Origin of the sequence: Microbacterium sp. BWR-S6Y, assembly GCF_041379845.1 — a bacterium.
GTDB classification, from domain to species: Bacteria; Actinomycetota; Actinomycetes; order Actinomycetales; family Microbacteriaceae; genus Microbacterium; species Microbacterium hydrothermale.
Genome location: NZ_JBFECV010000005.1, coordinates 99,757 through 122,926, shown reverse-complemented (window position 1 = coordinate 122,926; position 23,170 = coordinate 99,757). Strand labels below are relative to the sequence as shown.

21 protein-coding genes and 1 pseudogene are annotated in these 23,170 nt (G+C 70.8%); 7 read left to right on the top strand and 15 right to left on the bottom strand.

Annotated features, from left to right (window positions below; all coding sequences use genetic code 11):
* Window positions 1-27 precede the first annotated feature (27 nt).
* On the bottom strand, window positions 28-1,314 hold the full coding sequence (locus AB1K56_RS12275) for an extracellular solute-binding protein (RefSeq protein WP_371205876.1): 1,287 nt from the start codon (window positions 1,312-1,314) through the stop codon (window positions 28-30).
* Window positions 1,315-1,541: 227 nt separating this feature from the next.
* Here AB1K56_RS12275 and AB1K56_RS12270 point away from each other — a divergent pair, with 227 nt between their 5' ends.
* The 4 genes and pseudogenes from AB1K56_RS12270 (at window position 1,542) to AB1K56_RS12255 (ending at window position 5,944) form a co-directional block, all read left to right on the top strand.
* Window positions 1,542-2,480 carry a LysR family transcriptional regulator gene (locus AB1K56_RS12270; RefSeq protein ID WP_371205998.1) on the top strand — a complete coding sequence of 313 codons (939 nt, stop codon included), beginning with the start codon at window positions 1,542-1,544 and terminating at the stop codon, window positions 2,478-2,480.
* Between the two features lie 167 nt (window positions 2,481-2,647).
* Window positions 2,648-3,817 (top strand): annotated as a pseudogene (locus AB1K56_RS12265) (FAD-dependent monooxygenase); the annotation flags it as partial.
* A 19-nt stretch (window positions 3,818-3,836) separates the two neighbouring features.
* Window positions 3,837-5,273 carry a hypothetical protein gene (locus AB1K56_RS12260; RefSeq protein WP_371205875.1) on the top strand — a complete coding sequence of 479 codons (1,437 nt, stop codon included), beginning with the start codon at window positions 3,837-3,839 and terminating at the stop codon, window positions 5,271-5,273.
* 20 nt (window positions 5,274-5,293) lie between these two features.
* Entirely contained in the window at window positions 5,294-5,944 is a 651-nt protein-coding gene (locus AB1K56_RS12255; RefSeq protein WP_371205874.1) for a TetR/AcrR family transcriptional regulator, read from the top strand.
* Window positions 5,945-6,025: 81 nt separating this feature from the next.
* Here AB1K56_RS12255 and AB1K56_RS12250 read toward each other — a convergent pair whose 3' ends face one another.
* The 7 genes from AB1K56_RS12250 to pcaH form a co-directional block, all read right to left on the bottom strand.
* Complete coding sequence (locus AB1K56_RS12250; protein WP_371205873.1) at window positions 6,026-7,501, bottom strand: DUF6379 domain-containing protein; 1,476 nt, start codon at window positions 7,499-7,501, stop codon at window positions 6,026-6,028.
* A gap of 10 nt (window positions 7,502-7,511) precedes the next feature.
* Window positions 7,512-8,822: a DUF6379 domain-containing protein gene (locus AB1K56_RS12245; RefSeq protein WP_371205872.1), complete on the bottom strand. Its 1,311-nt coding sequence runs from the start codon at window positions 8,820-8,822 to the stop codon at window positions 7,512-7,514.
* A 146-nt stretch (window positions 8,823-8,968) separates the two neighbouring features.
* Window positions 8,969-9,349, bottom strand: a complete 381-nt coding sequence (gene pcaC / locus AB1K56_RS12240; protein ID WP_136588274.1) for a 4-carboxymuconolactone decarboxylase — start codon at window positions 9,347-9,349, stop codon at window positions 8,969-8,971.
* Window positions 9,349-10,128, bottom strand: coding sequence for an alpha/beta fold hydrolase (locus AB1K56_RS12235; RefSeq protein ID WP_371205871.1), 780 nt, complete (start codon window positions 10,126-10,128; stop codon window positions 9,349-9,351). The genes pcaC and AB1K56_RS12235 overlap by 1 nt, the downstream gene beginning before the upstream one ends.
* Complete coding sequence (locus tag AB1K56_RS12230) at window positions 10,125-11,474, bottom strand: lyase family protein (RefSeq protein ID WP_371205870.1); 1,350 nt, start codon at window positions 11,472-11,474, stop codon at window positions 10,125-10,127. Before AB1K56_RS12230 ends, AB1K56_RS12235 begins: the two co-directional genes overlap by 4 nt.
* Complete coding sequence (gene pcaG / locus AB1K56_RS12225) at window positions 11,464-12,021, bottom strand: protocatechuate 3,4-dioxygenase subunit alpha (protein WP_371205869.1); 558 nt, start codon at window positions 12,019-12,021, stop codon at window positions 11,464-11,466. Before pcaG ends, AB1K56_RS12230 begins: the two co-directional genes overlap by 11 nt.
* A complete protein-coding gene (gene pcaH, locus AB1K56_RS12220) occupies window positions 12,018-12,830 on the bottom strand; it encodes a protocatechuate 3,4-dioxygenase subunit beta (protein ID WP_264631952.1) in 813 nt (270 codons plus the stop codon). Before pcaH ends, pcaG begins: the two co-directional genes overlap by 4 nt.
* 74 nt (window positions 12,831-12,904) lie before the next feature.
* On the opposite strand from pcaH, the gene AB1K56_RS12215 reads away from it, so the two are divergent.
* Both AB1K56_RS12215 and AB1K56_RS12210 read left to right on the top strand, forming a co-directional pair.
* Complete coding sequence (locus AB1K56_RS12215; protein ID WP_371205868.1) at window positions 12,905-13,672, top strand: IclR family transcriptional regulator; 768 nt, start codon at window positions 12,905-12,907, stop codon at window positions 13,670-13,672.
* 136 nt (window positions 13,673-13,808) lie between these two features.
* The gene (locus tag AB1K56_RS12210) at window positions 13,809-14,990 is read left to right on the top strand and encodes a 4-hydroxybenzoate 3-monooxygenase (RefSeq protein WP_371205867.1); all 1,182 of its coding nucleotides are present in this window, start codon (window positions 13,809-13,811) and stop codon (window positions 14,988-14,990) included.
* 159 nt (window positions 14,991-15,149) lie between these two features.
* Here AB1K56_RS12210 and AB1K56_RS12205 read toward each other — a convergent pair whose 3' ends face one another.
* The 5 genes from AB1K56_RS12205 to AB1K56_RS12185 all read right to left on the bottom strand — a co-directional run bounded on the left by AB1K56_RS12205 (window position 15,150) and on the right by AB1K56_RS12185 (window position 20,405).
* Complete coding sequence (locus tag AB1K56_RS12205; protein WP_371205997.1) at window positions 15,150-16,616, bottom strand: amino acid permease; 1,467 nt, start codon at window positions 16,614-16,616, stop codon at window positions 15,150-15,152.
* Between the two features lie 127 nt (window positions 16,617-16,743).
* A complete protein-coding gene (gene corA / locus AB1K56_RS12200) occupies window positions 16,744-17,742 on the bottom strand; it encodes a magnesium/cobalt transporter CorA (RefSeq protein ID WP_371205866.1) in 999 nt (332 codons plus the stop codon).
* 68 nt (window positions 17,743-17,810) lie between these two features.
* Window positions 17,811-18,140, bottom strand: coding sequence for a DUF3140 domain-containing protein (locus tag AB1K56_RS12195; RefSeq protein WP_371205865.1), 330 nt, complete (start codon window positions 18,138-18,140; stop codon window positions 17,811-17,813).
* Between the two features lie 74 nt (window positions 18,141-18,214).
* The gene (locus AB1K56_RS12190; protein ID WP_371205864.1) at window positions 18,215-19,126 is read right to left on the bottom strand and encodes a DMT family transporter; all 912 of its coding nucleotides are present in this window, start codon (window positions 19,124-19,126) and stop codon (window positions 18,215-18,217) included.
* A 7-nt stretch (window positions 19,127-19,133) separates the two neighbouring features.
* Window positions 19,134-20,405, bottom strand: coding sequence for a serine hydrolase domain-containing protein (locus AB1K56_RS12185; RefSeq protein ID WP_371205863.1), 1,272 nt, complete (start codon window positions 20,403-20,405; stop codon window positions 19,134-19,136).
* Between the two features lie 187 nt (window positions 20,406-20,592).
* Between AB1K56_RS12185 and AB1K56_RS12180 the strand changes: the two genes are divergently transcribed.
* Window positions 20,593-21,246: a heme oxygenase (biliverdin-producing) gene (locus tag AB1K56_RS12180; protein ID WP_136588264.1), complete on the top strand. Its 654-nt coding sequence runs from the start codon at window positions 20,593-20,595 to the stop codon at window positions 21,244-21,246.
* 3 nt (window positions 21,247-21,249) lie between these two features.
* Here AB1K56_RS12180 and AB1K56_RS12175 read toward each other — a convergent pair whose 3' ends face one another.
* The gene (locus tag AB1K56_RS12175) at window positions 21,250-22,623 is read right to left on the bottom strand and encodes an ATP-dependent RecD-like DNA helicase (RefSeq protein ID WP_371205862.1); all 1,374 of its coding nucleotides are present in this window, start codon (window positions 22,621-22,623) and stop codon (window positions 21,250-21,252) included.
* Between the two features lie 75 nt (window positions 22,624-22,698).
* A complete protein-coding gene (locus AB1K56_RS12170) occupies window positions 22,699-23,166 on the bottom strand; it encodes a MerR family transcriptional regulator (RefSeq protein WP_371205861.1) in 468 nt (155 codons plus the stop codon).
* Window positions 23,167-23,170 lie beyond the last annotated feature (4 nt).

Genomic DNA, 23,170 nt, shown 5'->3' with positions numbered 1-23,170 from the left:
GTCCAGGGGCCCGGGCGGCGGATTCACTCAGTTGCCCCAGGCCGCATCCATGTTCTGGAGCACCTGGTCGATGCTGCTCTGGCCGGTCAGCAGACCCTGGACGCCCGTCGAGAGCGCGTCGTACACGGCCGGGTTGGGCCAGACGTTCGAGGGCAGCGTGGTGTACGAGCCGTTCGAGATGTCGTCGACGACCTCGGAGTAGATCGTGTTGCTCAGGTCGAGGTTCTTGTACTCCGAGATGGGCAGCAGGCCCGAGGCCTCGTAGAACTTCTCCTGCGCGTCGGGGGTGGCGAGCCAGTCGAGGAACTTCTTCGCGGCGTCCTTCTTCTGGGACTTCGCGTTGATCGACGCGGCGTAGTTCGAGCTGGCGAGCACGAAGGGCTTGCCGCCGGCCGCGGGCGGGAAGGGCTGCACCTTGAAGTCGGCCTCCGCGGGAGCCGCCGCGGCGATCTCGACCGCCGAGCCCGAGGGGATGAAGCTGCCGACCGAGGTGCCCTGCGCGAGTCCGTTGGTGATGGCGTCGAAGCCGCCGCCCTCGGCGCCGGCCTGGAAGCAGCCCTTGTCCTTGAGGTCGATGATGGTCTGCAGCGTGTCGGCCCAACCCTTGCTCTGCGCGAAGGTGGTCTTGCCCTCGGCCCGCTCGGTGTTGAAGTTCGGGTCCGATGCGTAGACGCGGGTCGCCGCGATGCCCTGCGCGGTGAGACCGGCGTTCGGAGCAGCGGCGCCGGCGAGCGCGAGCATCGACTTGCCGTCGCCCGCGAGCTTGCCGCATTCGGCGTAGAAGTCGTCCATGGTGGTGGGCCAGCTCGTGATCCCGTTCATGCCCGCGGTGCCCATGCTGGCGACGACCGCGCCGATGGTGAAGTCCAGCGGCTGCCCGTAGGTCTTGCCGTCGATCTCGAAGAGCGTGTCGCTGCCGGTCGGCACGAGCGACGTCGCCGTGTCGCCGAGCGGCTCGAAGAACCCGGCCTGGGCGAGGGGGATGAGACCGCGTGCGTCACCCGCGCCGGGCGCGGTGATGATCACGTCGGAGGCGTTCCCGGCCTGCAACTGCGTGCGGATGGTCTCCCCGTACTTGTCGTTGGGGGTCGGGTTCGAGGTGATGGTGACGCCGGGGTTCGCCGCCATGTACTCCTTGGCGAGCGTCTCGTACGGGCTCTCGAGGTTGTTGGAGGTGGCGAAGGTGAAGGTGAACGATTCGGCGTCGCCTCCGGAATCCCCCGACCCCGAACCGGAGCAGCCGGAGAGGACGAGAGCGGCGGTGACGGGAAGAGCGAGAAGACCTGCGATGCGCGTGACGCGTTGCGGAGCCATTTGCCAGCCTTTCTGACGACGTTGTCGGCGGCCCCTTCGGTGGAGCGCCTGTGCTGTGTGACTCAGTATCCGTGGGATCAGTAGAAAAAGCACATAAGTCTTCGCGATGTAGCGCATAAGGCGCTCCAGGAGGGTCTGCATCGCCCCGAGAGATACGCCCTAGCCCCGACATAGACCGCATTGATACGATGACGGCACAGCTTTCCCGAGCGAAGGATCACGCCGTGGTGACCGATCATTCGGCGCTCTCGCGCCTCGACCTCAACCTCCTGGTGGCGCTCGACGCGCTGCTCACCGAGCGCAGCGTCACGCGCGCCGCCGAGAGCCTGCACCTGAGCCAGCCCGCCCTCAGCGCCTCCCTCGCGCGCCTGCGCACGCACTTCAACGACCAGATCCTCGCGCGTCGCGGCAACACCTACGAACTCACGCCGTTCGCCGTCCGCCTGACCGATCACACGAGCACCGCCCTCGAAGCGGCCCGGCGCGTGTTCGACAGCCAGGCGTCGTGGTCGCCCGCCGAGTCGACGCGGGAGTTCTCGATCTACGGCTCCGACTACGGTTTCGTCACCGTCGGCACGGTCGTCTCGCAGCTGGCGGCCGAACAGGCGCCCGGCGTCCGGTTCCGCTACATGCTGCACAACCCCGGCATCGTCGAAGACGCCGCGAACCGCCTGCGCTCGGCCGACGGCATCGTCATCCCGCACGGCCCCGTGTCGGAGCTGCCCTACCTCGACCTCTGGCAGGACGACTGGCTGGCTGTCGTCGCCGACGACAACGACGAGGTGGGCGAGGCGCTCACGATGCAGAACCTCGCCGACCTGCCGTGGGTGCTCACCTTCCAGTCGCGTTCGGCCTTCACCTCGGCCGCGCGTCAGATCCAGCAGCTCGGTGTCGAGCCGCGCATCGAGGTGGTGCTGGAGAGCTTCCTCTCGGTGGGGCACTTCGTCAGCGGAACGCGGCGCGTGGGACTCGTGCAGTCCGCCCTCGCCCCGCACCTGCTGCGCATCGGCGGGATCCGCGTCATGCCCCTGCCGTTCGCGGCGACCCCGATCGTCAGCGCCCTGTGGTGGCACCCCTCGCACACCCGCGATCCCGAGCACGAGTGGATGCGCGGCCTCTTCGCCGAGGCCGGTCGCGTGATCGCCGCGGGGCACGCTCCGCAGTGAGACGGGCGGATGCCGCCCGCATCAGCGATCGTGATGAACGGCATCCACGGCGATCGGGGTGCGGTCGTTGTGCGCGCGCCCGGCCCGTCCCTAGCCTGAAATCAGAATCAACGTTCTGATTCGGTCGGCACGCACCCCCGCGGGCCCGGCCGTCCGCTCGAGGAGGAGCACCCATGTCGACCCCGTTGAGAATCCTGATCGTCGGCGCAGGCATCGGCGGCCTCACCGCGGCATCCGCCCTCGCCCGGATCGGTGCGCACGTCGACGTCATCGACGACAAGCCCGAGATCAGCGTCGCCGGCGTCGGATTCGGCCTCCGCATCAACGGCCTGCGCGCGGTGCGCGAGATCGGACTGCTCGACGACGTCCTCGAGATCGGCCATCCCGCTCCGGGCATCGACAACTACGACGCCGACGGCACCCTGCTGAGCACCATGAGCTACGGCACCCGCGACGAGGGCCTGCCGGGGTGCGTGACGATGTCGCGCATGGCGTTCCTCGAGATGGCCGCGCGCCACGCCCTCGCCAACGGCGCCACGTTCCACATGAGCACGACCGTCGCCGACATCGCCCAGGATGCCGACAGGGCGACCGTGACCTTCAACACCGGCGACAGCGCCGACTACGACCTCGTGCTCGGCTTCGACGGGCTGAACTCCCAGATCCGCCGCGAGTACTTCGGTGAGAAGTACGCTCCGCGCCCGGTGGGTGGGGTCGCCTGGCGCGCGGGGCTGCCCAACCGCCGCAAGATCATGCAGCCGATCATCTGCCAGGGCTACGGCGGCAAGATCATGCTCACGCCCCTGTCGGAAGACACCATGTACATGGTGCTCACCGTGGCCGAAGAGGGGCGCCCGCGCTACGACGCGAGCAAGATGGCCGAGATCATGCACGACCGCGCCGCCTCGCTCACGCGTGGCTCGTCCTTCCTCGCCGACGCCCTCGCCGACGTCCGTCACGCCGAGAACGTCGCCTACACCCCCTACTCGACGGTGTGGGTGCCGTACCCGTGGTTCCGCGGACGCATCATGATCCTGGGCGACGCCGCCCACACGATGACGCCCTACCTCGGATCGGGAGCGGCGATGAGCATCGAAGACGGCGTGGTTCTCGCCCAGGAGCTCGCGAAGGACCAGTCGCTTCTCGACGCACAGCTCGAGTTCATGAAGCGCCGCCTGCCCCGGGTGCGCGCGGTGCACGAGCGTTCGATCGAGTCGATGCTCGAGGAGTTCGACTCGGTCACCGACGAGACCTACCGCGCGCGCATCGACCACCTCCGTCACGACGAGCCGATCGCGAACGAGTACGCGAACCGCCTCCTGCGGATGCCCTACTGAGACCCCCGAGGAGACACCCGTGTCGCACATCCCCACCCGCACCCTCGTCGTGGACGCCGCCCGCGAGAGCGCCTTCCTCCCGCTGAACGGCGTCGGCGGCGTCCCCGGCCCCGTCGCGGCCTATCCCGACTTCCCCGACATGACCCCGCTGTGGCGCGAGGCGGGGGTGACCCTCGTGCGCTCCTTCGACTGGGTCTCGCGCCTCGACACGCGTGACAACCCCACGAGCCTGTTCCCCGACTGGAGCGCCGACCCCGACGACCCGGCCAGCTACAACTTCGCCGCGACCGACGCGTGGGTCGACGCGGTCCACTCCATCGGCGCCGAGGTGCTGTTCACCGTGGCCAGCTCGATCCCGAAGAACAAGCTGCCCGCCGACGACGTCGAGGTGTACGGCCGGGTCGTCGAGCACATCGTCCGGCACTACTCCCAGGGGTGGGCCGGCGGCCCGGCGACGCCCGTGCGCCGCTACGAGTTCGGCGATCAGCCCGACTTCGGGCCGCTGCACTTCGCCGGGCGACCGGAGGAGTTCTACGCGATGTACCGCGCCTTCTGCGAGGCGGTGCACCGCGTCGACGCGACCCTCACCGTCGGGGGACCCTCGGTCGCCTTCTCGCTCGAGGCCGACTCGCCCTACCGCGAGGGCTTCCTGCGGTTCGTGCGCGAGAACGACCTGCCACTGCACTTCTTCTCGTTCCTGTGGTTCACCGACGGCAGCCGCGATCCGATGGACTACCGCTACGTCGCGCGCGAGCTGCGCGCGGTGCTCGATGGTCACGGGTTCACCGACACCGACCTGACGCTCAGCTACTGGAACTACCTCGCGGTGCCCAGCAGCACCGCGCCGGCGCCCGAGAAGGGCGCGTTCATGGCGGCCACGGCGATCGCCCTGCAGGACACGGTCATCGACCACGCGTTTTTCTTCCGCGCCGACACCGGCCGCGATCCGCACTACGGGTTCGTCGACCCGGGCGGGGTCGGCGACATCGACGGACGGCCCGACGAGCGCTCGCGCGCGCTCGTCCTCGCGGGTCGGGCACTGACCGGGCGGCGGCTGGAGGCCACCGGGGGCGACGAGTCGGGGCTGGCGGTCGCCGCCGGGCGCGACGGCGACACCGTCCGGGTCCTCGTGACGAACTACGTCGCCCCCGACAGTGCCCTCGCCCCGCGCGCCGAGGACCGTTTCACGTTCCGCATCCCCATCGGCGAGCAGCGCATCGAGCTGGGGCTCACCCTCCCGCCGCAGCGCCCCGACCTGGCATCCGCCGGGGTGGAACGGGTGAGCCTCGACCTGCGCAACCTCCCCTGGACGGATGCCACCGTACACGCCACCGTCACGTCGCTGTCGGGTGCGGTCGAGGGGCCCTCCCCCGTCGCGGTGTCGGCGGAGGGGAGCCTGTCGATGGACCTCGCCCTGGAGCCGCAGTCGGTGTTCCTCGTGGAGCTGACGGCCTGAGCCCGGAACCGGGGAGAGCGATGGCCACGAGAGAGGGAGCGGGCGGGGTGTCCGAGCCCAAGCAGCAGCGCAGTCGCGACTCGTTCGCGAAGGTGCGCGCCGCCGTCCTCGCGCTGCTGCACGAGCGCGGCACCGGCCAGTTCTCGCTCGCCGAGGTCAGTGCGCGCGCCGAGGTGTCGATCGGCTCGATCTACGGCCGGGTCTCGGGCAAGGCCGAACTGCTGCGCGTGATCCAGGCGCAGGAGTTCGACCGCCTCGACGTCGAGACCGCCGAACGCGTCGCGGCCGCCGGCATCGGCGCGACGGACTTCGAGACGGCGACGGCCGAGATCGTCGCGGTCTACGCCGGCATCCTGCGCGAGAACCGCGACCTGCTCTCCCCCTTCTTCGTGATGGGGGTGGACGACGCCGAGATCCTCGCGCGCGGCCGACGCTCCGGCGACGCCGGGCAGTCCGTGTTCGTCCGCGCCCTCCTGACCGCGGCCTCCGCGCACGGCGTCACGCTGTCGGACGACGACGCCGTCTGGGCGTTCGAGGTCTTCTACAGCCTGTGCGTGCGGTATCTCGGCCTCGGTGTGACGGCGACCGCGACGCCGCACGACGCCTACCGCTGGTCGGAGCTGCTCGAGCGGCTGACGCGCACGGTGTTCCTGACGCTGGCGGCCGCCTGACGCTCGACCGTCCGACGGGCCGGGGGCGTCCGCATCCGCTCAGTCCGGATGAGAACGCCCCCTGATCCCTCGAACGGAGGGTCAGCCCACGGGCACCGACCGCATCGCCGACCGGATGAGGTCGTGCTGACGACGCACGAGCAGCAGCGGGTCGACCTCGCCGAGCTCGGCGAAGGCGTGGCCCTCCCACTCGCTCGACCAGAAGCCGCGGTACCCGCCCTCGACGAACACGCGCACGAGCTCGGGATAGTCGATCGCGGGCTCCTGACCGGCGTCGTCTATGTCGTAGAACTTCGCGTGCACGTGCAGGATCTGCGGCATGATGTCGGCCCACTCCCGCGGGTCGACGTGCCCGTGCATGTTGAAGGCCAGGTGCGCGAAGGCGCCCAGCCGACCCGGGTCGAAGTCCCGCCCGCGGAGGTACGCGATGAACTCCTGCTGGCGCGCCTGCATCGTGGCATCCGTCGCCCAGATGCTCTGCAGCGTCTGGACCGCCTCGTCGTCGAGGCCCGCGCGGCGCACGGCCCGCAGCAGGGTCGGCGACATCGCGTGCATGGTCGAGGAGAAGTCGGCGACGAAGCCGAGCAGGGGGGAGTCGAGCTCGGCGTAGGTCTCGCGCACGCGCAGGATCGGTTCGGCATTCGGACCCATGGGCGCGTGGATCTCGTACGCGAGTTTGAGCTCGAGGTCTTCGGCGATCGGCAGCAGGCGGCGCAGCAGCTCGGGCTTGGCGCTCTGGATGCGCACGAGCGGGAAGCCGAGTTTCTTGGCCCCCTCGAACATGAGCTTCGAGAACGCGAACTCCTCGTCCGGGGTCATGTCGCGGTCGCGCCGGCGCCCCATGTCGAGGTTCGCCCCGAACGAGCTCTCCACGAACCCGTGCCGATCGAACGCCGCCCGCCACGTGCGCACGAAGTCGTCGCCGACGACGGGGTAGGTCGGGACCATCTGGGATGCCACGATCTCGATGCCCGGGCCGATCCCGAGCTCCGCGACGCGGTCGAGAAGGCCGTCGAAGTCGAAGTACCCCGCGCGGAACTCCGCGCTGGCCGAGTACAGCGTCAGGCCGAGCTGGAAGGGGTCGTCCTCGGCCGCCGGCGGCGGGGGCGTGACGTCCGACACCAGAGCCGGGATGCCGGCATCCGCGTCGACGACGGTGAGGGTGCGGACGTCGTGCACGACGTTGGGCACGTACATGCCGGGCCCGCCGTCCTGCCCGGGCGCGATCTGCATGTAGGGCAGACGCAGTTCGCCGTGCAGCACAACGTCGTGGGTCTCGCCCAGGGCGACGGGGACGTCGCGGCGGGCGATGAGCAGCGGGTGCTCCTGCAGGAACCACAGGCGCTCGCTCTGCGCGGGCAGCTCGTCGAGACCGTACGAGGTGTCGTCGAAGGCGACGCGGAGATCGGCGGCATCCACCTGCTCCCCGTCGACGGTGAGGGCGAGGGTCGTGACCGACGACAGCCAGAGGCTGCGGTACCAGGGGATCGTGAGGCGCAGCGCGAGCCCGTCGGGGTGTGCGCGCAGGCTGTCGTCGTGGATGAGTCCGTTGGGCATGGTCGTCTCCTCAGAGCCCGTCGGCGATCCGGCGGATGAGCGTGTGCTGGCGGCGCACCTGCTCGATCGAGCGCCACGGTTCGCGCTCGCCCTCGTACTCGCTCGAGAGGTACCCGGCGTAGCCGGCGTCCTTGAGCGCCCGCAGGACCGGCTCCCACGGGATCTGCTTGTCGTCGAGGTTCTCGTCGATGTCGTGGAACTTCGCCTGGATGAAGACCACGTTCTCGATCACGTCGAACACGTCGTTCGGGTCGACGTGGATGCCGTCGAGGAACGCCGGACGCTGACCCGGCAGCTCGCCCGGCTTCAGCGGGATGGGGCGGTCCTGGAAGATGCCGGTGTCGAGCAGCAGCCCGAAGTGCTTCGTGCCGGTGCGGCGGATCAGCGCGATGTAGTCGTCGACGACCTCGTGCTTGATCGGGGTCGGCGAGTGGATCTCGGGGCAGATGATGACGTCGAGCTCCTCGGCGAGCGGCAGGGACGCCTCGACGACCTCGGTCCAGATCGGGTGCGGGATGAGGTCGCTCGAGACGACGCCGATCTTGGGCCGCACGAAGCGGAAGCCGAGACGCTTCGCGAGACGCAGGTCGCGCTGCAGAGCCGCAGCCCCCTCGTCGACGGTCATGTCGCGGCCGTTCGGCCCGCTCGAGTGCAGGCGCGTGTCGATCCACGAGCCGTAGTTCGTCGGCTCGAGGCCGTACCTCGACAGCAGCGCGAACCACTGCTCGACCCACTCGTCGGAGGGGTTCGGGTAGTTCGGGATGTGCGCCTCGCCGAGGATCTCGATCCCCGTCGCGCCGAGGTCGGCGATCGAGGCCATCGCGGTCTCGAGGTCCATGACGGTGCCGAAGTCGGTCATGTAGCTGTAGAGCGAGACGCCGTAGCGGAAGGGGGCACCGGATGCCTCGGGGGCGAGCGTGACGTGCTTGGTGACCCGGTAGGTGCTCGGCTGGTGCTCCTGGGGGATGTACGACATCCGCAGTCGCAGCTCGATCGACAGCTCGTGCACGCCGTCGGGCAGACCCCCGGGCAGCGGGACCGTGACGATCGCGGCGTCCTCGAGGGGCCAGCGCACGCCGTCGCCGTCCCACAGCTCGGCGAGCGTGTACTGCGTGCCCTGGAGCGTCCACAGCGGCACGTCGGGGGCGACGTCGACGAGCCCGGGGATGCTGACCCCGATCCCGTCGATGAGCGAGGCAGCCATGCCCCGGTACGACGGCATCCGGACGCGGAATTGGAAGCCGGTGATCTCGCCGCTGTCTCCGCCCTCGCGGACGTTGCGGAAGCCGACGGACTGGATGAGGTCTCTTTCGAGAAGCATCGTCGCTCACTCTCTCTGGGGTTCGCTTCGACGCTACCCCCTTATGCCTTATTTCGACATAAGGGGTTCTGATGCGCGGTATCCACGCGCGTGAGTCGCCAGATTCTGTCGCTTTCACAGAGCCCGGAGCGACAATCGCCGGCGACTCACGCTCCCTCGGCGAACACCTCCGAAGCGATGCGGAATGCCGTGTTCGCGGCCGGCACGCCGGAGTAGATCGCGGACTGCAGGATCACCTCGCGGATCTCGTCGATCGTCAGGCCGTTGCGGATCGCCGCCCGCAGGTGCATCGCCAGCTCCTCGTGATGGCCGTGCGCGATGAGCGACGACAGCACGGCGATCGAGCGCGACCGACGGTCCAGCCCCGGGCGCGACCACACGTCCCCCCAGGCCACGCGCGTGATGAAGTCCTGCCAGTCGGCGGTGAGGTCGGTCGCCGCCGCCGTCGCCCGGTCGACGTGGGCGTCGGACAGAACGGCGCGGCGCACGGCCATCCCCTGGTCGTGGCGTTCCTGGTCGGTGGCCATCAGGCGTCCCCTCTCGAGACGGATGCGAAGAACGAGCGCAACTGCGAGGCGACGGCCTCGGGCTGCTCGGCGGGGGGCAGGTGACCGGCGTCGTCGATGCGCACGACACGCCCGTCCGCGACCCCCTCGGCGATCTCGACGGCCTTGGCCTCGGGCGCCACCTGGTCGAACTCCCCCCACGCGGCGAGCACGGGCACCGGGACGTCCCCGAGCCGAGAGCGCACGTCGTACGCGGCGAGCGCCTCGCAGCAGCGCGCGTAGCTGTCGTCGTCGGCGTCCTGCAGCACGTGCAGCAGGCGTCCGCTGATCTCGGGGCGGCGCGCCATCGAGTCGGGCGCGAACCACCGCTGGGCCGAGCCGACGATGAGGCTCGACGTGCTCTGGGCGCGCGCCTGGGCGGCACGCTCGGCCCACGACGCGGGATCGCCCAGGACGGCTCCGGATGCCACGATCGCGGCGCCCCGCAGCCGGGAACCGTGCCGCAGGGCGAGCTCGAGCCCCGTCGCTCCACCGAGCGACACCCCCGCGTACAGGAACGTCTCGTCGGGCACAGCCGCGGCCACGGCGTCCGCCAGATCGGCGACCGTGAACGCCTCGCGCGCGATGGGACCTGCGCCGTGACCGGGCAGATCCCACGCGGCGACCCGGTAGTCGGCGGCGAGGAGCGGCACGACGTCGTCCCACAGGATCGTCGAGGTTCCCAGCGACGGCCCGAGCACGAGGAGAGGGGCGCCCTCCGGTCCGACGGGAGCCGTCAGGGCGATGAGGGCGTTCGTCATGCGGTGCCTCCGAGGTGCGTGCCGCGCGCGAGGCGGGGGGCGAGGCCGAGGTAGGCGGCGGGGTCGACGAGCGCGGCGATGTCGACACCGGTGCCCTGCAGTTCGGGGATCGCCCGCAGCCGCGGCGCGAGGTCGCCCTCGCCCGCCAGCAGGGCCGCGAAGCGTTCCGCGCCGATGAGCGGAACGAGCACGCCGCGCAGCCTCTCGCTCACGATGCGCCCGCCCGTCCGCCCGGCGTTGCTCGCCGCGGCCTCGACGTCGACCCGCAGGTGCGCGAGCAGCGACGAGCCGTGCGCCGACGCCCCGACCGCGAGGCGCAGCAGCTCGCGCAGGGTCGGCCACTCAGCGTGCCACGCGCCGTCGGGGCGCTCGTCGACGGCGAGGGCGGATGCCACGTGCAACGTCGCCGCGAGGTGGGGCGCGCGCAGCGCGGCGGAACGGATGAGCACCGCCTCGGCCGGGTTCTGCTTCTGCGGCATCGCCGATGACCCGCCGCCGACGCCCTCGGAGACCTCGCCGATCTCGGTACGACCGAGGGTCGCGACGTCGGCGGCGACCTTGCCGAGGGCGTCGATCGCCTGCACGAGGGCGTCGCCGATCTCGGTGACGGGCCAGCGGGAGGTGTGCCACTGGGCCTCGGGGGCGTCGAGCTCCAGAGCGCGGGCGAGGGCCGCGGGCAGGGCGTTCGCGGCATCCTGGGACCCGGTGATCTCGACGAACGAGGCGAGGGTTCCCCCCGCCCCGGCGAGTTGGGCGGGGAAGGTCAGCTCCCCCAGGCGCTGCGCGGCGCGCTCCAGCCCGCGCGCCCAGGTCGCGGCGCGGGCGCCGATCGTGGTGGGCACGGCGTGCTGGGTCAGGGTGCGCGCGGCGGCGACGTCGTCGGCGTGACGCTCGGCGAGCTGCCGGGCCCAGACGGCGGCGTTCGCGGTCGAGCGGCGCGTCTGCTCGACGGCGCGGCGCGCGACGACCATGAGGGCGGTGTCGAGGATGTCCTGACTCGTCGCGCCCCGGTGGATCCACGCGCGGTGCTCCTCGGGAACCTGCGCCTTCAGCATCCCCACGAGCGGGATCACGGGGTTGCCCCCCGCCACGCCCTCGCGCACGAGTCGGTCGACCTCGACGCCCCGCTCGGGGGAGCCGTACTTCTCGTCGATCCCGAAGACGTGGTCGATCTCGACCCGCGCCTCGCGTGGAGCCGCCCCCACCTCGACGTACGCCGCGACCAGGGCGCACTCGACGCGGATCATCGTCGACAGCACGGCCCCGTCCGACAGCAGCGCGTCGTGCCCGACGCTCACCGGCGCGAGCAGACCGACGTCGATCGGGAGGAGGGCGTCAGAAGGCAAGGAAGACCGTCTCGTTCTCGCCCTGCAACCGGATGTCGTGCGACAGGTACCCGTCGGGCGTCCGGGTCGCGACGAGGCTAGCGCGCTCCGCCTCGTCGAGCGACGACAGCAGCGGATCCGCGGCGAGCGCGTCGGCGTCCCCCGGCACGTAGATGCGCGTGTGCAGCTTGTCGGGGAGGCCGCGCGCGAACACGATCGCGGCGAAGAAGCCGGGGCGACCGTGGATGCCGCCGGGCTCGCGCGTCCAGAACTCGTAATGCCCCTCGTCGTCGGTGAAGGCGCGGCCGAAGCCGGTGAAGGTGTGCCCGTCGCGACGGAACGCCCCGCGCGCGCGGGGCACCGAGCCGTCGGCATCCGCCCCGAAGATCTCCACCAGCGCGTCGGGGATGGGCGCGCCGGCGCCGTCGAAGACGGTGCCCGAGAGCACGATCGCCCCGGGCGAGTGGGGGAAGGCCACCTCGTGCTGGCGCGGGTACTCCAGGCCGTACGCGAAGAACGGCCCGACCGTCTGCCCGGGGGTGGCGCGGTGGGTCTTGGCGGGGGTCATGCCTCGTCCTCCGGCTCGAAGTATGTGGCATCCGGACCGTCGACCACGATGTCGAAGCGGTACCCCGTCGCCCACTCGGGCGAGGTGAGGTCGTGGTCGTAGACGCCGACGAGGGCGTCACGGTCCCTCTGCCGGGGGATGCTGTTGTAGATCGGGTCGAGCGCGAAGAGCGGGTCGCCCGGGAAGTACATCTGCGTCACGAGCCGCTGCGTGAACGAGGAGCCGAAGACCGAGAAGTGGATGTGGGCCGGGCGCCAGGCGTTGCGGTGGTTCTTCCACGGGTACGGCCCCGGTTTGATCGTGGTGAAACGGTACTCGCCGTTCTCGTTCGTGATCGCCCGGCCGGCGCCGGTGAAGTTCGGGTCGAGCGGGGCGGGGTGCTGGTCGCGCTGGTGGATGTAGCGACCGGCCGCGTTGGCCTGCCAGATCTCGATGAGCTGGTTCGCCACGGGGCGCCCCCATGAGTCCAGCAGACGCCCCTGCACGCTCATGCGCTCGCCCAGCGGCTCCCCGGCGTGCTGCAGCGTCAGGTCGGACTCGATCGCGGCGACGTCGCGCTGACCGAACGCGGGCGAGAACAACTCGATCGTCTCGGGGTCAACGAGCTTCGGGTTCTTGGTGGGGTGGCGCAGCACGCTCGAGCGATAGGCGGGGAAGTCGTGCGCCGTGGCCGGCACGCGCTCTCCCGCGGCCTCGGCGCGGTCGAGTTCAGCGTGGCGGGCGCGGATCTCGCGGACGATCTCGTCCTGCGTGGCCTGGTCGGGGGCCGCCAGCAAGGTCTCGGGGGCGGCCGCGGGGGCGTTCGTCATGGGGTCTCCTTCGACCTCCCCATCGTCGGGCACCGGCCCGGCGCGCGCCAGAACGTTCCCGGTGAATGGGAATCGTGGCATCCTGGAGTGTGGCCAACTCCCCCTCGGGCGACTCGGTGACCGACCGCCTGGTGCGCATCCTCGAGACCTTCACCCCCACCCGCACCGCGCAGACGACGGCCGACATCGGCCGACGCGCGGGCCTGCCGAGCTCGTCGGCGCACCGCATCGTGAACGAGCTCGTCGAGGCCGGACTGCTCGAGCGCGACGAGGAGCGCCGCGTGCGCGTGGGGATGCGGCTGTGGGAGCTCGCGACGCGGTCGTCGCACGCCCTGCGCCTGCGTCAGGCCGCCCTGCCCGCGATGGAGCGCGTGCAGCAGCGCGTGCGCGAGCACACGCAGCTGGCGATCCTCGAGCACGACGAGGCGCTCTTCCTCGAGCGCCTCAGCGCGCCCGACTCGGGCGCGAACGTCACACGCGTGGCCGGGCGCCTCCCGCTGCACGCGTCGTCGTCGGGGCTGGTGCTGCTGGCCTTCGCCCCGCACGACCTGCAGGAGCGCGTGCTCGCCGGTCCCCTGCGCGCCGTGACCCCCTCGACCATCGTCGATCCCGCCGCGCTGCGCCGCACGCTCGCCGAGATCCGCACCCTCGGCCGGGTCATCGCGCCGGGCTACGTCGACGAGGTGTCGACGGGCGTCGCCGTGCCCGTGCGCGACGAGACCGGGGCCGTGATCGCGGCCCTGTCGGCCGTGCTGCCGCGCGACGCCGAGACGCAGTACGCGCTCGTCGAGCTGCACCGCGCGGCCCGCGACACCGAGCGCGCCCTCGGCTTCCGTCGCTGACCCGCGGCGCCCCGCTCGACCCGTCAGGTCTCGACGGAAGGATGCCGCGCGGTATCCCGATCAATGAGAGCAGCGCCGTGGGAGTCGCACCGCGACGGGCACCATCGACTCAGCCACCGTCGAAGGAGACAGCGCCATGACCACCACCGTCCGCACCCGCGTCGCCATCGTCGGCGCCGGACCCGCGGGGCTCCTGCTCTCGCACCTGCTCGACCGGGCCGGCATCGACTCGGTCGTCATCGACCAGCGCTCGCGCGACGAGATCGAGAGCACCATCCGCGCCGGCATCCTCGAACAGGGCACCGTCGAGCTGCTCGACGACCTCGGCCCGCACTCCCGCGCGCGCACGGTCGGTCACCGCCACGACGGCATCGAGCTGCGCTTCGAGGGCGAGGGGCACCGCATCGACTTCGCCGAGACCGTCGGTCGCGCGGTGTGGCTCTACCCGCAGCACGAGGTGCTGAAAGACCTCGTCGCCGCGCGCCTCGCCGCGGGCCAGGATCTGCGCTTCGGCGTGACCGCCGAGGCGATCGCGGATGCCGAGACCGACCGTCCCCGCGTTCTCGCGCGCGATGCCGAGGGGCGTCCCCTGCAGATCGAGGCCGACTTCGTCGTGGGCTCCGACGGCTCGCGCAGCGTGGCCCGGGCCGCGGTGACCGGATCGAGCCAGGGCGGGTACTTCCGTGAATACCCCTTCGCGTGGTTCGGCATCCTGTGCGAGGCGCCGCCGAGCGCCGACGAGCTGATCTACAGCAACTCCCCTGACGGCTTCGCGCTGGTGAGCCAGCGCTCCGACACCGTGCAGCGCATGTACTTCCAGTGCGACCCCGACACCGACACCGCGGCCTTCACCGAGGAGCAGCTGTGGGACGAACTGCAGAAGCGCGTGCCCGGCACGACGCTGAAGCAGGGGCCGATCTTCCAGCGCGACGTGCTGCGCTTCCGCAGCTTCGTCGCGCACGAGCTGCGGCGCGGACGCGTCGCCCTCGCCGGCGACGCGGCGCACACCGTGCCCCCGACCGGCGCGAAGGGCATGAACCTCGCGATCGCCGACGTGCGCCTGCTCGCCGAGGCGCTGCGCCGTTCGCTGCTCGAGGGAGACGAGCGCGCCCTCGACGCCTACCCCGAGTCGGCGTCGCGCCGCATCTGGAAGGCCCAGCACTTCTCGTGGTGGATGACGAGCCTGCTGCACGTGGCCCCGGATGCCACCGACTTCGACCGTCGCCGACAGGTCGGCGAGCTGCGCTCCGTCGTGGAGTCCGCCCACGGCCGCGCCGCCCTCGCCGAGGCCTACACGGGCTGGCCCTTCTCCTCCTGACCCGCGCGGCGCGCTCGATTCCCCCGCGGGTTTCCAGAACACCCGGGCGGCCCCGAGCTCGGTCCGGGTGTTCTGGACGCTCGATCGCCGCCGCCGCCGCGCGCACCACAGCGGCGCCCGAGCCGAAGCCCGAGCGCCGCCGAGAGAGTGAGCCCGGGCTCAGTCCTTCTTGTCGCGCGGCTGCGGGAACGGGCTCGGCACCACCGGCACCGTGCCGGTGTAGCCCTCACGTTCGGCGGCGAGCTCGGCGATGCGCTTGCGGCACACGAACCAGCCCGCCGTGATCAGCAGGCTCGCCACGACGGCGACCACGAGCGTCGCCGGGGAGTCGATGAAGACGAGCACGAGCACCACCGCGAGGAACACCAGGGTCAGGTATCCCGTGTACGGCGCCCAGAACAGGCGGAACGACGGGCGCACCAGCTCGCCCCGGTCCGCGAGCTGCTTCAGTCGCATCTGGCAGATGATGATCGTCGCCCAGGTGACCAGGATGCCGACCGCGGCGACGTTCAGCACGGTCTCGAACGCGTCGCTCGGATTGACGTAGTTGATCACCACGCCGAAGAGGGCGACGAACGCCGTGATCGCGATACCGCCGTAGGGCACGCCCGCCTTGTTCATGCGGGCGGCGAACTTCGGCGCCGACCCCGCGACCGCCATCGAGCGCAGGATGCGGCCGGTGGAGTACAGGCCGGCGTTCAGCGACGACAGCGCTGCCGTCAGCACGACGAGGTTCATGATCACGTCGACCCCGGGCACGCCGATCGACGCGAAGAAGGTGACGAACGGGCTCTCGTCCTTCGAGTACGCAGTGAAGGGAAGAAGCAGCGAGAGCAGCAGCACCGACCCGACGTAGAAGACCGCGACGCGGATGATCACTGAGTTGATCGCGCGGGGCATGACCTTCTCGGGGTTCTTCGTCTCGCCGGCGGCCGTGCCGATGAGCTCGATCGAGGCGTACGCGAACACGACGCCCTGCATGAGGATGATCGCGGGCAGGATGCCGTTGGGGAAGAACCCGCCGTTGTCGGCGATGAGAGAGAACCCGGTCGGGGCGCCCGTGGGCGTGCCGAAGACGACGAAGTAGATGCCGACCAGCAGGAAGGCCACGAGCGCGGCCACCTTGATGAGCGCGAACCAGAACTCCAGCTCCCCGAACACCTTCACCGACACCAGGTTCACGGCGAGCACCGTGACGAGGGCTGCGAGCGCCCACACCCACTGCGGCACCGCGGCGATCCACGGCACGTACTTGCCGAAGAAGTTCATGTACAGCGCGGCCGCGGTGATGTCGACCATCGTCGTGGTGGCCCAGTTGATCCAGTAGAACCACCCGGACACGAACGCGGCCTTCTCGCCGAAGAACTCGCGCGCGTACGACACGAACGATCCCGAGGTCGGGCGGTGCAGCACCAGCTCGCCGAGCGCGCGGAGGATGAAGAACGCGAACAGGCCGCAGACCGCGTACGACAGCACGATCGCGGGTCCGGCCTGGGCGAGTCGACCTCCGGCACCGAGGAAGAGGCCGGTGCCGATCGCCCCGCCGATGGCGATCATCTGCACTTGACGCGAGGTCAGCCGCTTGTGGTAGCCGCTGTCCTCGAGCTGCACGGTCGAGGTGTGGATCGGTGCGGCCGCGTCGCCGGAGCCCGAGGTGGTGTCTTTCACGTACCCATCGTGCGTTTCGCGCAGCACCTGTCCAGGAAGCGCGCCGCGAACCCCGGCATTCGCGCCCGCGACCCGGCCCCGATGATCAGAGCCAGCGCTTGCGCTTGAAGGCGAGCCAGAGCCCGACCGAGGTGGCCGCCATGAGCCCCAGCGCCATCGGATAGCCGAAGGTCCAGTTCAGCTCCGGCATGTGGGTGAAGTTCATTCCGTAGATGCCCCCCACCAGCGAGGGGGCGAACAGAATGGCCGCCCATCCGGAGATCTTCTTGACCTCTTCGTTCTGGGTGAGCGCCGTCTCGGTCTGACGCTGAGTCACCAGCGTCGCGTTGACGGTGAGGGCGTTGTCGAGGATGGCGCGCAGGGCGGTGAGCTTCTCGCACTGGCGCAGCACGTGATCGAGCACGTCGCGCAGCGACCGCTGCAGCTCGAGGTCGACGCCGTACTTGTCCGCGCCGCGCAGAAGCGCCTCCAGCATGTCGCGAAGCGGTTCGACGGCACGCTGGAAGTGGATGACCTCGCGCGCGAGCTGATAGATGCGCTGGGTGAGATCGGCACCACCGTCGCTGAACAGCCCGTCCTCGATCTCGTCGACGTCGTTCTGAAGCCCGCGCGCGACGGGGTCGTACTGGTCGACGACCTCGTCGAGGATCGCGTAGAGCACCGCCTCGGGACCGCGCCGCAGAAGCGCCGGCGCGCGCTCGAGTCGCCTGCGCACCTGCGACAGGTCGGGCACCTCGGCATGGCGCACGGTGACGACGTACTCACGACCGATGAAGACGTGAAGCTCCCCGAACTCGACCGTCTCGGTCTCGTCGATGTATCGGGCGGGACGCAGCACCGCGAAGAGATTGTCTCCATAGCGTTCGAGCTTTGCGCGCTGGTGCCCGGCGAGCGCGTCTTCCACGGCGAGTGGATGCAGCGAGAACTCCGCGGCCACTCGCTCGAGTTCGTCGGGCGAGGGCCGCAGCAGGCCGATCCACGCCATCCCGCCGTGGGCCTCCATGTACTCGAAGGTCTGGTCGAGGCTCGAGGGATTCTCGATCCGGCGACCGTCGACGTAGACCGCGCTGTCGATGATGGGCATGTCTACCGTTGTACCGTGCCCGGCGATGACTGCAGTGCGATCCTCACGACATCCTCACGCGAGCCCGGTCACTTCTTCGGGTCGTGGCCCCAGTTCATCAGCGAGAAGCGCCAGTCGGTGTCGGTGATGTCGCCCTTCGGCTTCTGCGCGCTGTGCCGCTTGACGTAGCCGACGACCTTGCGCATGTGGGCCAGGTCGTCGTCGGTGAGGTCGGCCCTCTTCTTCTCGAGGATGCGCACGATGTGGCGCCCGCTCTCGTGACCGGTCGACTCCCCGCCGTCCTTCTTCTGCCCCACCGCCTTGGAATCGTCGGTGTCGAGCCACTTCTTCAGCTCGCTCGCGGTCATGTTGACCGCCGCGTCGAAGTCTTTCCGGGTCTGGTCGTCGTCGTCGCTCATGCCGTCATCCTCGCCAGCGCCCGCGCGTCCGACGGCCCCCTTGCGCCCCGGTCGGGACCGTGGCATCCCTCGTCTCAGCCGACGGGCTCGCTGAGCGGTTCGTCGGCGTCGGGTCCCGGATGCCGTGCCCCGACCGCACCGCGCCGGGTGGCGGCGAGCACGGCGCCGATGCTGGCCGCGATGACGAGGGCGATGCCGACGACCTCGAGCCATGACAGGTGCTGACCGAGCAGCAGGAAGCCGGCGATCGACGCCGTCGCGGGACCGAGGCTCATCATGATCGCGAACGCCGAGGCCGGCAGCCGTCGCAGCGCCACGAGCTCGAGGGCGTACGGGATGGTCGACGACAGCAGCGCCACGGCCGCGCCGAGCGCGAGGATGTCGACGCGCAGCAGGGCGGGGCCGGCCTGCCAGAGACCGAAGGGAAGGGCCAGGCAGGCGCCGAACGCCATCGCCAGCGCAAGGCCGTCGAGTCGCGGGAACTGCCGCCCGACCTTCGCCGACGACAGGATGTAGAACGCCCAGCTGACGGCCGCGCCCAGGGCGAAAACCACGCCAAGGGCGTCGAGACGGTCCCACCCGCCGGCGCCGAGCGCCACGACGCCGACCAGGGCGAGACCGGCCCAGAGCCAGCGCGCCGCTCCCGACGCGGTGAGGATCGACAGGGTCAGCGGCCCGAGCACCTCGATGGTCACCGTGACCCCCAGGGGAAGGCGGTCCAGCGCGAGGTAGAAGAGCCCGTTCATGGATGCCAGCACCAGGCCGAACACGAGGACCGAGCGCCACGCGACCCCGGTGTGACCGCGCAGACGGGGTCGGGCGATGAGCAGGAGCAGGAGCGCCGAGAAGAGCAGGCGCAGCATCACGATGCCCAGCGGCCCGGTCTCGGGGAAAAGCATCACCGCGAACGAGGCGCCCACTTCTTGACAGGCGAGGCCGACGAGCACGAGAGCGGCGGCCGAGCCCTGTCCGCCGCGGGCGGTCACGACCGGATCACGAGGCGGGGGCGGCGCAGATGGCGTTGCCGACGATGTTGTCGCGCATCTGCTGGGCCGTCCAGGGCAGTCCGGCCTCGGGCAGCGTCTGCCCCGCGGCCGCGGGGGCCTTCGAGGCGATGGCCGCGAGCTCCCAGGCGAGCCAGGCGCTGGTCAGCTTGTTGCCACCCGAGTTGTTGAGCACGACCGCGACCGACATCCCGGTCGCGGGATCGGCGAAGGCGGCGGTCATGTACCCGGGCGTCCAGCCGAACTGTCCGATGAGCGAACCGGCCTGGAAGGTCCCCCCGGCCGCCGTGAACCACGACGGCTGGTCGGGACCGACGGGGACGGGGTTCGCGAACCGGTCGCTGTCGGCGGGCAGCAATGCCTTCGTCGCGAGGGCCTGGGCGTAGCGTCCGAGGTCGGTGATCGAGGTGACCGCACCGGCCGCGGCACCGCCGTAGCTCGACGACATCTCGGTGAAGTCGGCCGGCTCGGTGCAGTTCCAGACGCCCTCGGCGTTCGGCTGCGACCAGTAGCCGTTCAGCGACGAGGGGCCGGGGGTCGCGGGGGCGGGCGCCGGCAGGAACGTCGACGAGAGCCCGAGCGGCTGCGCGACGCGCTCGGCGAGCACCGTGGCGAGGGGCTCGTTCGTCGCCCGCTCGACCGCGAGACCCGCGATGAGGTAGTTGGTGGCGGAGGTGCCGTACGCGGCGCCCGGGGCGTTCAGGCGGGGCCGGGCGATGCCGTAGGCCATGAGCTCGCGCGGGTTCCACACGCGTTCGGGGTTGCCGAGCACCGCTCCTTCGAGGGTCGCGGTGTAGGAGGCGAGACCCGAGGTGCCGTCGCACAACTCGCGCAGGGTGATGTCGTCGTACCCGGGGAGGTTGCTGACCCACGTGGTGACGGGGTCGCTCATCGAGAGGGTGCCGTCCGCGGCGAGTTCGTACAGCACGTCGCACGTCATCGCCCCGGTCACCTCGGCCGCGCGGAACGACATGTCGCTCGTGACCTCACCGCCCGCGAGGCTCTGCGCGCCCACGCCCGACACCCACGTGCCGCTCCAGGGCGCCCACACACCGACGATCGCCCCGGTCGACCCGGTCGCGGTCATGGCCGAGGTCACGGCATCCTGCAGCTCGGCGACGGTGGCATCGGGAAGAGGGGCGTCGACCTGGGCCGGAACGTCGATCGACACCGACTGCTGCGGCGTGCAGCCGCTCAGCGCGACCGCCAGAGCGCCGGCACTCGCGATCGCGATGGCCGCGGAACGACGCCATCTGCGCATTGGTAACCCCCAGGCATTTCCGCGCGCCGACACGCGCGCGCTCCGTCGATTCAAACACACGGCACCTGAGCGCAACCGCCCCTTGCACCGCCCGGGCGTCACGTCTGCATCACGACTGAGGACGCGGCCCGCGACGCACAGCGAATCAGGGGTTAGGCAGACCTAAGTCAGTGCGTATGATGGCCGCATGAACGCCCCGGTCCCGTTCTCCCTCGCCCTGCGCGAACGCGCGAGCAGCGCGCACTCCTCCACCGAGTGCGACGGGTTCATGACCGACCTGCTCACCGGCGCCGGCACCCGCGACGACTACATCGCCCTGGTCGCCCAGCACTGGTTCATCTACTCCGCCCTCGAGGAGGCCGCCGCGCGCATGCGGCTCGACCCGGTGGCATCCGTGTTCCTCCGCGACCGCCACTCCCGCCTGCCGGCGCTCGAATCCGACCTGGCCTTCCTGATCGGCGCCGACTGGCGCGAGAGCGTCCACCCCCTGCCGACGACGCAGGCCTACGTCTCGCGCATCCGCCGGGTCGCGGCGACCTGGCCGGGCGGCTTCGTCGCCCACCACTACGTGCGCCTCCTGGGCGACCTCTCGGGCGGGCCCTCGATCGGGCGCCTCATGCGGCGCCGGTTCGGGTTCGAGACCAACGGCATCGGCTTCCTGCTGTTCGGCGACATCGCCGACCCGCGGGCGTTCAAGACCGTCTACCGCGAGCAGCTCGACGCCGCCCCCTGGGACGACGCCGAGAAGGAACGCGTGATCGCCGAGGTGCTGGTGGCCTACCGCTTCACCACCGAGCTGTTCGCCGACCTGACCCGCGCCAAGGGCGCGCACGTCGCCTGAGGCTCACGCCTGCGCGGCATCCTGTCGCGCGAGCCAGGCCTGCTTCATGAAGCGGCGCACGTCTTCGTCGACCCGGATGTCGCTCGGGCGCAGCGGTCGCGACAGGTAGAGCCCGTCGAGCGAGGTGAGCCGGCTGAGCGCGACGTACGTCTGGCCGGGGGCGAACGCGCCCGCGCCGAGGTCGACCACCGCGCGATCGTAGGTCTTGCCCTGCGACTTGTGGATCGTCACGGCCCACGCGAGACGCAGCGGGAACTGCGTGAACTCCGCGACGATCTCGCGCGAGAGGTTCTTGGTGCCCGGGTCGTAGGCGTAGCGGTACCTCTCCCACACGGCGGGTTCGACGTCGTGCTCGACGCCGTCGACCTCGACCCGCACGCTGTCGCCCGCGATGCGCGTGACGGTGCCGATCGTGCCGTTCACCCAGCGCGGCGCCTCGCCGAACTGAGCCCCGTCGTTGCGCAGGAACATGACCTGGGCGCCGACCTTGAGCGTGAGCTCCATCTCGGCGGGGTAGTTGGCCTCACCGCGGCCGAAGTCCCCCGAGATCTCGGCGTTCGCGGTCTGCGTGCGCCCGATGAGCTCGTCGAGGTGCTTGCGATTGATGGTGTTGACGCGGTCGTTGCGCGTGGCGAGGGTGATGATCGGGTGCTCGCCGTCGGCCGGGTGCGGGGGCGTGCGGGCCCCGGCGGTGTTCAGGATGCCGGCCATCTCGGCCGTCACGCGCCCGTAGCGCACCGCGTTGAGCAGCTGCTTGAACCCGGGGTCGGACTGCCGGTGGATCTCGACGAGCTCGTTGACGTGCAGGTCGGCGCCGTGCCGGCCGATGTCGATGAGCCCGTCGGTCGCCGCCTCCCCCGACCACACCTTCGCGTCGAAGAACCAGAACGAGCGGTAGTGGTCGCGGATGTAGCGCATCTCGTCGCCCCGCGGCGGGACCGGCGCCAGCTGGTACGGATCGCCGAACATGACGATCTGCGTTCCCCCGAACGGCTGCGACCGCCGACCCCGGGCCTGGCGGAGTGAGCGGTCGATGGCATCCATGAGGTCGGCGTTGACCATCGAGATCTCGTCGATCACGAGCGTGTCGATCGCGTTGAGGATCTTGCGCGTGGCGTCGTTCTGATCGATGTCGCCGTTCGCGATCAGCCCGATCGGCAGGCGGAAGAGGGAGTGGATCGTCTGGCCCTCGACGTTGAGCGCGGCGACCCCGGTGGGTGCGCACACGGCGATCTGCTTCTTCGTGTTCCAGGCGAGGTGCTGCAGCAGGGTCGACTTGCCGGTGCCGGCGCGCCCCGTGACGAAGACGTGCTCACGGGTGTCCTCGATCAGCCGGAACAGCGCCTGCTGCTCGGCGGAGAGAGGCGGCGTGGTCACCGGTTCATGCTAGTTCGCAGCGCTCGCGGGCGGCGGCCCCGTGTGGATCGCGGCTTCCGTCGGCCGCCCCTTCCATCACGCGGGAGCGGACCCGGATGCCGCGCCGACCGGGCCGCCCCTCGGCTCGGTGCGGTCGAGAAGCCAGCGCGCCTCGCCCGACAGCACGTCGCCGACGTGGCTGCGGAAGCGCGGGCACTGCGTGATGTCGTGCGACCGGCAGCGCAGCGCGTGCTCGGTCATCGCGCGCGCCTCGGCGATGTCGGCGGCGCGCCGGTCGAGCTCGGCGATGTGCTCCTCGAGCACCCGGTGCCGGTCGGGCGCCCCCTCGTCGAGCAGCACGCGGATCTGCTCGAGCGACATCCCCGCCGCCTTGTTGCGCAGGATGACCGCGACGCGCACGACGTCGTCCTCAGCGAAGAGGCGCCGTCCGGCGCCGTCGCGCGCGGGCCGGAGCAGCCCCTCGTCCTCCCAGTACCGCAGCACGTGGGTGTCGAGGCCGAAACGTGCCGCGGCCTCGCCGATGGACTCCCCACTTGACTTCATGTCG